Genomic DNA, 9,393 nt, shown 5'->3' on the forward strand with positions numbered 1-9,393 from the left:
CGCGCTTCATCATCAGTAGATGTAGTGCAGCAGGCTGATGAAGCCGATCTGCGCGCTGCCCAGCAGCCGGCTCAGGCGATTGCCGGGGAACAGCTGCACGGTGGCCTTGGCGCCGCTGGGCAGGGGCACGTCCGGCGCGGTATCGAGTTGCACGTGCAGGCGCTGGCGTTGCGCGTCGCGCACCCAGCGGTCGGACATCACCGGCGCGGCGAGGTCACCATTGGCTTCCAGCTGACCTTCCCTGACCCCCGCATCGATGGCGATCACCCGTGCGTCGAAACGCTCGCCCGGCCGCGCATCGAAGACCACCACCGCCTCGTCGCCGGGCTGCACGTAGCGCAGCGATTTCTCGCGGAAATCGGCGGTGATGTCGATGCGGTCGTCGACCAGCGCGGCGACCGGCTGGCCGGCGGCGACGTAGGCGCCAGGCGTCAGCTGCAGGTTGCTCAGGGTGCCGGCGCGGTCGGCGCGCACCGCGCTGTAGCTGAGCTGCAACTGCGCCTGTTCCAGCGCATTGCGCGCCTGGCGCAGGCGCAGGTTGTCCTCGCCGGTGGCGCCGCGGCGCGACACCAGCTCACGCAGTTGCGCCTGCGCCGCCGCCACCTGGGCGCGCGCGGCCTGCGCGCGGGACAGGGTCTGGTCGTGCTGCTGGCGGGAGACGTTGGCGCGCTCCACCAGCACCTTCATGCGGCGCCCTTCGCTGTCCAGTTCGTCGGCGGTGCTGCGCGCGGCGAGCAGGCCGGCCTCGGCCGAAGCGATCGCCGCATCCAGTTCGAGGTTGGTGCGGCGGGCTTCTTCCAGCGCCAGCTCGGCCTGGCGAACGGCCAGTGCGAAGGGCTGCGGGTCGAGGCGGAAGATCAGGTCGCCGGGTTGCACGTGCGCGTTGTTCCGCACCGCCACTTCCAGCACCTGGCCGCCGACGCGCGGCGCCAGGCGCACCACCGGGCGGGTCAGTTGCGCCTGCGGCGTCAGCGGCATCCACAGGTCGGCGATCAGGAAGTAGACGAACAGCGCGACGAACAGGGCGATGGCGCAGCGCACCGCGCGGGCGAAGCGTTGATCGGGGGTCATTGGGGCATTTCCTCGGCACGGCAGGCAAAGCGGCGGATTTTACTGGCAGAGAAGGCGGGCGATTGGCGGTGTTTCGGCAATAAACCGTTCCGCCAGCGTGACGATGGGCGCCTCGATCCCTGATTCGAAGAACCCGGCCTAAGCTAAGGGGGTCGATAACAACAATGTCGCCATTGGGAGTTCCGCCATGAGTCATCTCTTCGAACCCTTGCAGCTGCGCCAGCTCAGCCTGCCCAACCGCATCGCCGTGTCGCCCATGTGCCAGTACTCGGCGAAGGAAGGCCTGGCCAACGACTGGCATCTGGTGCACCTGGGCAGTCGCGCCGTGGGCGGCGCCGGCCTGGTGTTGATCGAGGCCACCGCGGTGACCGCCGAGGGCCGCATCACTCCCGAGGACCTGGGCATCTGGTCCGACGAGCACATCGAACCCTTGCAGCGCATCACCCGTTTCATCGAGTCCCAGGGCGCCTTCGCCGGCATCCAGCTGGCCCATGCCGGGCGCAAGGCGAGCACCTGGGCGCCGTGGCTGAACAAGCACGGCAGCGTGCCGGTGGCGGCGGGCGGCTGGGCGCCGAGCGGCCCCTCGGCGATCGCTTTCAGCCCCGAGCACGCGGTGCCGACGGCGCTCGACGAGGCGCAGATCGGCGAGGTGATCCAGGCCTTCGTGCGCGCTGCCGAACGCGCGCTGGCGGCCGGCTTCAAGGTGGCCGAGGTCCACGCGGCGCATGGCTACCTGTTGCATCAGTTCCTCTCGCCGCTCTCCAACCAGCGTCGCGATGGCTACGGCGGCTCGTTCGAGAACCGCATCCGCCTGCTCCTGCAGGTGACCGAGTCGGTGCGCGAAGTCTGGCCGCAGGAGCTGCCGCTGTTCGTCCGCGTCTCGGCCACCGACTGGGTGCAGGACGGCTGGAACCCCGACGAAACGGTGGAGCTGGCGCGGCGCCTGAAACCCCTTGGGGTCGATCTGATCGACGTGTCTTCCGGGGGCACCGCGGCGAACGCGGAAATCCCTACCGGGCCGGGCTACCAGACCGAGTTCGCCGAGCGCGTGCGCAAGGAGGCCGGCATCGCCAGCGGTACGGTGGGGATGATCACCGAGGCGGTGCAGGCCGAGCACATCCTGCGCACCGGCCAGGCCGACCTGATCCTGCTTGCCCGCGAACTGCTGCGCGACCCGTACTGGCCGCTGCACGCTGCGGAATACCTCAACGAGCGTTCGCAGCCCTGGCCGGCGCAATACCTGCGCGCCGCGCACCGCGACACGCCGATGCGCAAACCGGTCTGAGCGCGAGCGCACCCACCGCCCGGCGAACCCTTCGCCGGGCTTACCCTTCAGTGGTTCCCACAGGCGGGGACGCGGCTCAGGCGCCGAGCGGGTTTTCCTTGCGCAGCTCCTCCAGCAGGAGGGCGGCCGGAGCGGTCAGTGCCGAGCCCTGGCGGGTGACGGCCGAATAGACCTCGGTGCGCGAGCGGATCCGCAGCGGCAGGCGCGTGAGCATGCCGTGGCGCAACGCGAATTGCGCCACTTCGATCGGCATCAGCGCCACCAGGCGCGGATCTTCCTGCAGCAGCATCAAGGTGGTGAAGGTCGATGAGGTCTCGATCGGGTAGCGCGGGAAATCCAGACCGGCTTCGTTGAATTCGCGCTCCAGCAGCAGGCGCATCGGCATGTTCGCCGGATACACCACCCAGGAATGATCCTGCAGATCGGCCAATTCCAGTTCGCCGGCGCTGGCCAGCGGATGCTGTGGATTGCCCACCAGTACCAGTTCTTCACGATGCTCGCTGAGGCAGACGTAGTCGTCGGGGCGCTGGCTCACACTGCTCCGGCAGATCGCCAGGTCCAGCCGGCCCTGATCGACCATCGGCAACAGCCGCGCGCTGGTGTCCTCGATGATCTCCACCGACAGCTGCGGCTGTTTCTCGCGCAGGCGGCCGAGCGCGCGCATCAGCATCGGTACCCCGCCCATGATGATGCCCACCGAAAGACGGCCGCCTTCACCCTGGAGAATCCCGAGCATCTCCTCGCGCAGATGGGCGAGGTCGGTGTGGATCAGGCGGGCGTAGCGGATCACGCAGCGCCCGAGGTCGTTGGGCTCCAGGCCCCTGGGCGTGCGCTCGAACAGCGTCGCGCCGAGGGTCGACTCGATTTCGCGCAGCGCCTTGGTCGCGCCCGGCTGGGTGATCGAGACGCGCTCTGCGGCCTTGTGCAGCGAGCCGTGCTCGTCGAGTGCGATCAGCAGACGCAACTGGCGCAGGCGCAAACGCGAGGAAATGCTCGAAAGGGAAGGGATCATGTGGGGATAAGGAAAAGTTATCGCTCAATCAGCAGCTCTCATTAGGCAGGCGCGAAGGCCGTTCGTAAAGTGCGGACAGCGAATTCCATAACGACAAGAGTCCTTCCATGAGACTGATCCAATTCGAGACGGCCCAGGGCCAGCGCCAGGTCGGCGTGGTCGAAGGCGACGCCATCCAGACCGTGCGCGGCGTGCGCAGTACCCGTGAACTGGCCCTCGCCGCGCTGCGGGGCGGTCGCGGCCTGGTCGAGGAAGTCCTCGATCGCGGCTGCGACAGCGGTCCGTCCTACCGCGAATTGCTCGAAGCCGGCCGCGTCCTGCCGCCGCTCGACCACGAAGATCCCGCCCATTGCCTGATCAGCGGAACCGGTCTGACCCATCTCGGCAGCGCCTCCACGCGCGACAAGATGCACCAGCAGAAGGCCCAGGACGAGGCCACCATGACCGACACCCTGCGCATGTTCAAATGGGGCGTCGAGGGCGGAAAACCGCTGGAGGGCTCGGTCGGTGCGCAGCCTGAATGGTTCTACAAGGGTGACGGCGGCATCGTCGTGCGTCCCGGCGCGCCCTTCCCGGTGCCGGAGTTCGCCGAGGATTCCGGCGAGGAACCCGAGCTGGTCGGCCTGTATCTGATCGGCGACGACGGCCAGCCTCATCGTCTGGGTTTCGCCCTCGGCAACGAATTCTCGGACCATGTGATGGAGCGTCGCAGCTACCTGTACCTGGCGCACTCCAAGCTGCGCGCCTGCTCCTACGGTCCCGAGCTGCGCGTCGGCGAGCTGCCGGCCGACCTGGCCGGCACCAGCCGCATCCGTCGCGGTGACGAGGTGCTCTGGGAGAAGGCGTTCGTCTCCGGCGAGGACAACATGTGCCACAGCCTGGACAACCTCGAATACCACCACTTCAAGTACGCCCAGTTCCTTCGTCCGGGCGACGTGCACGTGCACTTCTTCGGTACGGCCACGCTGTCGTTCGCCGACGGCGTGAAGGTCCAGCCGGGTGACCGCTTCGAGATCAGCATGGCCGAGTTCGGCGAGCCGCTGGTCAATGGCGTGGAGATTCGCCGGCCCGATTTCGCCATGGGAGGTGTCAAGGCGCTGTAAGCCCCGGTCGGCCATCGGGCGATGGCCGTTCCGCTGCCGGGGTGGCCCGGTATTCGATGCATAACAAACATAATAACGAGTGAATCATGAAGACATCCGACGCTCAGGCCCTTCACGCCGCGGCCATGCCGACGGCCGACGCCAACCGCCCGACCACCGTTCGCTGGCGGATCTTCCTGCTGTTGCTGTTGCTGGCCGCGATCAACTACATCGATCGCGCCTCGCTGTCGGTGGCGCTGCCGCTGATCTCCGCCGAATTCCAGATGACCCCCGCGCTCGAGGGCCTGATGCTCAGTGCGTTCTTCTGGTCCTACGCGCTGATGCAGATTCCCAGCGGCATGCTGCTGGATCGCTTCAACGCACGCGGCATCGTCGGCCTCGCCACGGTCGGCTGGGGTGCCTTCCAGGCGGTCGGCGCGCTGTCCACCGGCTGGATCACGCTGATGCTGACGCGCATCGGCCTGGGTGTCGCCGAGTCGCCGATCATGCCGGCCGGCGCCAAGCTCAACGGCAACTGGCTGACCGCCAACGAACGCGGCCGTGGCGCCGTACTGGTAGACGGCGGCGCGCCGCTGGGGACCGCGCTGGGTGCGATCATCACCACCGCGCTGATCGCCTGGTTCGGCTCATGGCGCATCGCCTTCGTCATTGCCGGCGTCGGCACCATCGTCGTCGGCATCTGGGCCTGGTGGTACATCCGCAATCACCCGTCCGAGCACCCGAAGGTCAACGCCGCCGAGCTGGAGCACATCCAGAAGGGCAACCTGGTGGCTTCCGCGACCGGTCCCAAGCCGAAGATGCGCGACCTGATCACCAGCCGCTCGGTACTCGCCATGTTCGCCGGCTACGCCTGCTACAACAGCGTGTTCTACGGCCTGATGACCTGGATGCCGAGCTACCTGCACCAGACCCACGGCCTGGACATCAAGTCGATGGGCGGCGCGACCTTCCTGATCTTCATGTGCGGTTTCGTTGGCGAGATCGTCGGCGGTGCCATCGCCGACAAGTGGAAGTCCGCCGGCGGCGCGCCGAACCTGGTGATGCGCAGCATGTTCAGCGGCTCGGCGCTGATTGCCGCGCTGTGCATCCTCGCCGTGGCCTACACGCCGGACGTGGTGGCGGTGATCGCGCTGCTCTGCGTCGCGCTGTTCTTCATCCGCTGGTGCGGCATGTACTGGTGCCTGCCGGCGATCCTCGGCGGCAAGTCGCGCTCCGGCGTGCTCGGTGGCGGGATGAACTTCTGGGGCAACATGTCCGGCGTGCTGGTGCCGATCCTGATCGGCCTGATCGTCCAGTTCACCGGCTCCTACTTCATGGCCCTGATCTTCTTCGTGGCGATGGCGATGGGCCTGGTGCTGTTCTCCGGGATGATCGATTACCGCGAGCGCGGCCACGCCTGAGGCGCGCTTCGCCAATCACAAGAGGTAGCGTGATGGAACTGATAATGAAAGCGGGCGCTGCGCAGGACATCGCGGCCGCCGTGATCCGCCTGAACCCGCTGGACGACGTGCTGGTCGCGCGGCAGCCGCTCACCGAAGGCCTGCACCTGGCCCACGAGAACGTCACCGTGCGCCAGGCCATTCCGGCCGGGCACAAGATCGCCACCCGTCATATCGGCAAGGGTGAGCCGCTGCGCCGTTACGGGCAGATCATCGGCTTCGCCTCGCAGCCCATCGAGCCGGGCGAGCACGTCCACGTGCACAACGTCGAGATGGGCGATTTCTCCCGCGACTACGCGTTCGGCGCGGATGCGAAGCCGACCGCGCAGCGCGAGGCGACCTTCCAGGGCATCGTTCGCGCCGACGGCCGCGTGGCCACGCGCAACTACATCGGCATCCTCACCTCGGTGAACTGCTCGGCCACCGTGGCACGGGCGATCGCCGACCATTTCCGCCGCGATATCCACCCCGAGGCCCTGGCCGCCTACCCGAACGTCGACGGCGTGGTCGCGCTGACCCATGGCGTCGGCTGCGCGGTCGATCCGGGCGGCGAGGCGCTGGCGATGCTGCAGCGCACCCTTGGCGGCTATGCCGTCCATCCGAATTTCCACGCGGTGCTGATGATCGGCCTGGGCTGCGAGACCAACCAGATCGATGACCTGCTCAAGGCCCGCGGGCTGGAGGCCAGCAACCAACTGCGCACCTTCACCATCCAGGGTACCGGCGGCACCTCGAAGACCATCGCCAGCGGCATCGCCCAGGTCAGGTCGCTGCTCGCCGAGGCCAACCGCGTCGAGCGCGAGCCGGTCAGCGCCAGGCACCTGATCGTCGGACTGCAGTGCGGCGGTTCGGACGGCTACTCGGGCATCACCGCCAACCCGGCGCTGGGCAACGCGGTGGATCGCCTGGTCGCCGCCGGCGGCACCGCGATCCTGTCCGAGACCCCGGAGGTCTACGGCGCCGAGCATCTGCTGACGCGCCGTGCGGTGAGCCGCGAAGTGGGCGAGAAGCTGATCAGACGCATCCACTGGTGGGAGGCGTACTGCGCGCGGATGAACGCCGAGCTGAACAACAACCCCTCCGCCGGCAACAAGGCGGGCGGGCTCACCACCATCCTCGAGAAATCCCTCGGCGCGGTGGCCAAGGCCGGCTCGACCAACCTGGTCGACGTGTACGAGTACGCCGAGGCGGTCACCGCCCACGGCCTGGTGTTCATGGACACCCCCGGCTACGACCCGATCTCGGCCACCGGCCAGGTCGCCGGCGGCGCCAACCTGATCGCCTTCACCACCGGGCGCGGTTCGGCCTACGGTTGCGCGCCGTCGCCGTCGATCAAGCTGGCCACCAACAGCCGGATGTTCGAGCATCAGGAAGAGGACATGGACGTGAACTGCGGCGGCATCGCCGACGGCTCGACCACCATCGAGGAGCGCGGCGCGCACATCTTCGAGCTGATGCTGCGCATCGCCTCGGGGGAGCGCAGCAAGTCCGAGCAGCACGGCTATGGGCAGAACGAGTTCGTGCCCTGGCAGATTGGCGCCATCACCTGACGCAACGCGGCGCGGGCGTTGCTTCGACGCCCGCGCGCTTTTTCACGCTTTCGAGATCCCGATGAACAGACGCCTCTATCCCGGACGAGACTATCGCCGTGCGCAGAGCATCGACGAGCTGCGCGAACTGGCGCGCCGGCGGCTGCCGAACTTCTCCTTCGAATACGTCGAAGGCGGCTCCGACGACGAATTCACCCTCGCGCGCAACCGCGCGATCTTCCAGAGCATCACCCTGCAACCGCGCACGCTGCGCAACGTCGGCACCCGCGACCTGCGGCGGGATGTCTTCGGCAAACCGTCGGCGTTGCCGTTCATGGTCGGGCCGACCGGCTTCAACGGGCTGCTCACCGCCGGTGGCGACCTGCGGCTCGCCGAAGCGGCGGCCAGGGCCGGAATTCCTTTCGTACTGAGCAACGCCTCGACGTCCTCGATCGAGGAGATCGCCGCCATCGACGGCATCCGCGCCTGGATGCAGATCTACCTCTACCGCACCCGCGACCATGTGGCGAAGCTGGTGGAGCGGGTGCGCCGGCTGGAGCTGGAAGCCATCGTCGTCACCGTCGACAGCGCGATCTTCGGCAACCGCGAATGGGACAGGCGCAACTACGTGCGGCCGTTGCAGCTGGACCTGCGCAACAAGCTCGACGTGGCGCTGCATCCGGAGTGGGTGTGGGACGTGCTGGTGCCCAACGGCGTGCCGCGCTTCGCCAACCTCGGCGACCTGTTGCCACCTGGCAAGGATTCGGTGAAGGGCGCCGCCAGCGCCCTGGCCGCCGAGCTCGACCCGAGCCTGAACTGGGACGACATCGCCTGGCTGCGGGATATCTGGAAGGGCAAGCTGATCGTCAAGGGCATGATCCATCCGGCGGATGCCGAGATCGCCCTGGGCTACGGCGTCGACGGCGTGGTCTTGTCCAACCACGGCGGGCGCCAGCTCGATGGCTCGGTTTCGGCGATGGAGACGCTGGCCGAGGTGGCGCGCCTGGCGCGCGGGCGGATGTCGGTGTTTCTCGACGGTGGATTTCGCCGCGGCAGCGATATCGTCAAGGCGCTGCTGCTTGGCGCAGACGCCGTGCTGCTCGGGCGCGCGGCGCTCTACGGCCTGGCGGCGGGGAAGGGGCCGGGGGCCAGCCACGCGATCGAGATCCTGCGCAGCGAAGTCGATCGTACCCTCGGCCTGCTCGGCTGCAGCTCGCTCGACGAGCTGAGCCCCGAGCTGATCCACGCGCCGGCCTGGCGCGCAGCGGCGCAAGCCGTGGCCGGTCATGCGCCGCACGGTGCCGGCGAAGCGGGGTCGAACCTCGACGGGCGAAGGATGCCCATCGATGCGTTTTCCTAGGACGGCCTGCTTTCGGAGCGCCGGTGAGTGATCTCCGGCGCGAGTTTCCCAAGAGCGCTGCGCGGGCGCGCAACGCTTCATCGGTCTGCGGACCACCGCCGCGAGGGCGCCGAGAAACGGCCCCTCGCGCTCCCCGGCCACGGCACGCGCCGCGGCTCCATCACTTCAAGAGCAGGAGGGTTCCATGCCTGACATCCTCGGACAGAACTACATCAACGGCGCGCGCAGCGCCCTGGGCGACGTTGTCGTGCACAGCCTCGACGCGAGCACCGGCGAGACGCTGCCCTACGACTTCCACCAGGCCACGCTTGGCGAGGTGGACGCCGCTGCCAAGGCCGCCGCGGCGGCCTATCCGACCTACCGCACGCTGTCGGCGGCCAAACGCGCCGACTTCCTCGACGCCATCGCCGCCGAGATCGATGCGCTGGGCGATGATTTCGTCGCCCTGGTCTGCCAGGAAACCGCGCTGCCGGCCGGGCGCATCCAGGGCGAGCGGGGCCGCACCAGCGGGCAGATGCGCCTGTTCGCCCAGGTGCTGCGACGTGGCGATTTCTACGGCGCGCGCATCGACCGCGCGCTGCCGGAGCGCCAGCC

Annotated in this window: 8 protein-coding genes; 6 read left to right on the top strand and 2 right to left on the bottom strand. The window is 68.2% G+C overall.

Translation table 11 applies throughout. The annotated features are described in order from the left end of the window. Window positions 1-12: 12 nt before the first annotated feature. Entirely contained in the window at window positions 13-1,071 is a 1,059-nt protein-coding gene (locus BLV15_RS10005; protein WP_090227316.1) for an HlyD family secretion protein, read from the bottom strand. A 187-nt stretch (window positions 1,072-1,258) separates the two neighbouring features. On the opposite strand from BLV15_RS10005, the gene BLV15_RS10010 reads away from it, so the two are divergent. Continuing rightward, window positions 1,259-2,356: an NADH:flavin oxidoreductase/NADH oxidase gene (locus tag BLV15_RS10010; protein ID WP_090227319.1), complete on the top strand. Its 1,098-nt coding sequence runs from the start codon at window positions 1,259-1,261 to the stop codon at window positions 2,354-2,356. A gap of 76 nt (window positions 2,357-2,432) precedes the next feature. Here the strand turns inward: BLV15_RS10010 and BLV15_RS10015 are convergent, their stop codons facing one another. Next, the gene (locus tag BLV15_RS10015) at window positions 2,433-3,368 is read right to left on the bottom strand and encodes a LysR family transcriptional regulator (protein ID WP_090227321.1); all 936 of its coding nucleotides are present in this window, start codon (window positions 3,366-3,368) and stop codon (window positions 2,433-2,435) included. A 107-nt stretch (window positions 3,369-3,475) separates the two neighbouring features. On the opposite strand from BLV15_RS10015, the gene araD1 reads away from it, so the two are divergent. The 5 genes from araD1 to BLV15_RS10040 form a co-directional block, all read left to right on the top strand. Then, entirely contained in the window at window positions 3,476-4,471 is a 996-nt protein-coding gene (araD1, locus tag BLV15_RS10020; RefSeq protein WP_090227324.1) for an AraD1 family protein, read from the top strand. Between the two features lie 86 nt (window positions 4,472-4,557). Beyond that, window positions 4,558-5,871, top strand: coding sequence for an MFS transporter (locus BLV15_RS10025; protein WP_090227327.1), 1,314 nt, complete (start codon window positions 4,558-4,560; stop codon window positions 5,869-5,871). Between the two features lie 32 nt (window positions 5,872-5,903). Continuing rightward, window positions 5,904-7,460, top strand: coding sequence for a UxaA family hydrolase (locus tag BLV15_RS10030; RefSeq protein ID WP_090227329.1), 1,557 nt, complete (start codon window positions 5,904-5,906; stop codon window positions 7,458-7,460). A 61-nt stretch (window positions 7,461-7,521) separates the two neighbouring features. Continuing rightward, window positions 7,522-8,799, top strand: coding sequence for an alpha-hydroxy acid oxidase (locus BLV15_RS10035; protein WP_090227332.1), 1,278 nt, complete (start codon window positions 7,522-7,524; stop codon window positions 8,797-8,799). A 184-nt stretch (window positions 8,800-8,983) separates the two neighbouring features. Then, a partial coding sequence (locus BLV15_RS10040; protein ID WP_139210701.1) for an aldehyde dehydrogenase family protein occupies window positions 8,984-9,393 on the top strand: 410 nt, incomplete at its 3' end.

It is taken from the genome of Pseudomonas kuykendallii, from assembly GCF_900106975.1.
Classification (GTDB): Bacteria; Pseudomonadota; Gammaproteobacteria; order Pseudomonadales; family Pseudomonadaceae; genus Pseudomonas_O; species Pseudomonas_O kuykendallii.

Excerpts from the sequence above, each read along its gene's own strand:
- BLV15_RS10005 (WP_090227316.1), bottom strand. The coding sequence starts at position 1,071 with ATGACCCCCGATCAACGCTTCGCCCGCGCGGTGCGCTGCGCCATCGCC.
- BLV15_RS10010 (WP_090227319.1), top strand. The coding sequence starts at position 1,259 with ATGAGTCATCTCTTCGAACCCTTGCAGCTGCGCCAGCTCAGCCTGCCC.
- BLV15_RS10015 (WP_090227321.1), bottom strand. The coding sequence starts at position 3,368 with ATGATCCCTTCCCTTTCGAGCATTTCCTCGCGTTTGCGCCTGCGCCAG.
- araD1 (WP_090227324.1), top strand. The coding sequence starts at position 3,476 with ATGAGACTGATCCAATTCGAGACGGCCCAGGGCCAGCGCCAGGTCGGC.
- BLV15_RS10025 (WP_090227327.1), top strand. The coding sequence starts at position 4,558 with ATGAAGACATCCGACGCTCAGGCCCTTCACGCCGCGGCCATGCCGACG.
- BLV15_RS10030 (WP_090227329.1), top strand. The coding sequence starts at position 5,904 with ATGGAACTGATAATGAAAGCGGGCGCTGCGCAGGACATCGCGGCCGCC.
- BLV15_RS10035 (WP_090227332.1), top strand. The coding sequence starts at position 7,522 with ATGAACAGACGCCTCTATCCCGGACGAGACTATCGCCGTGCGCAGAGC.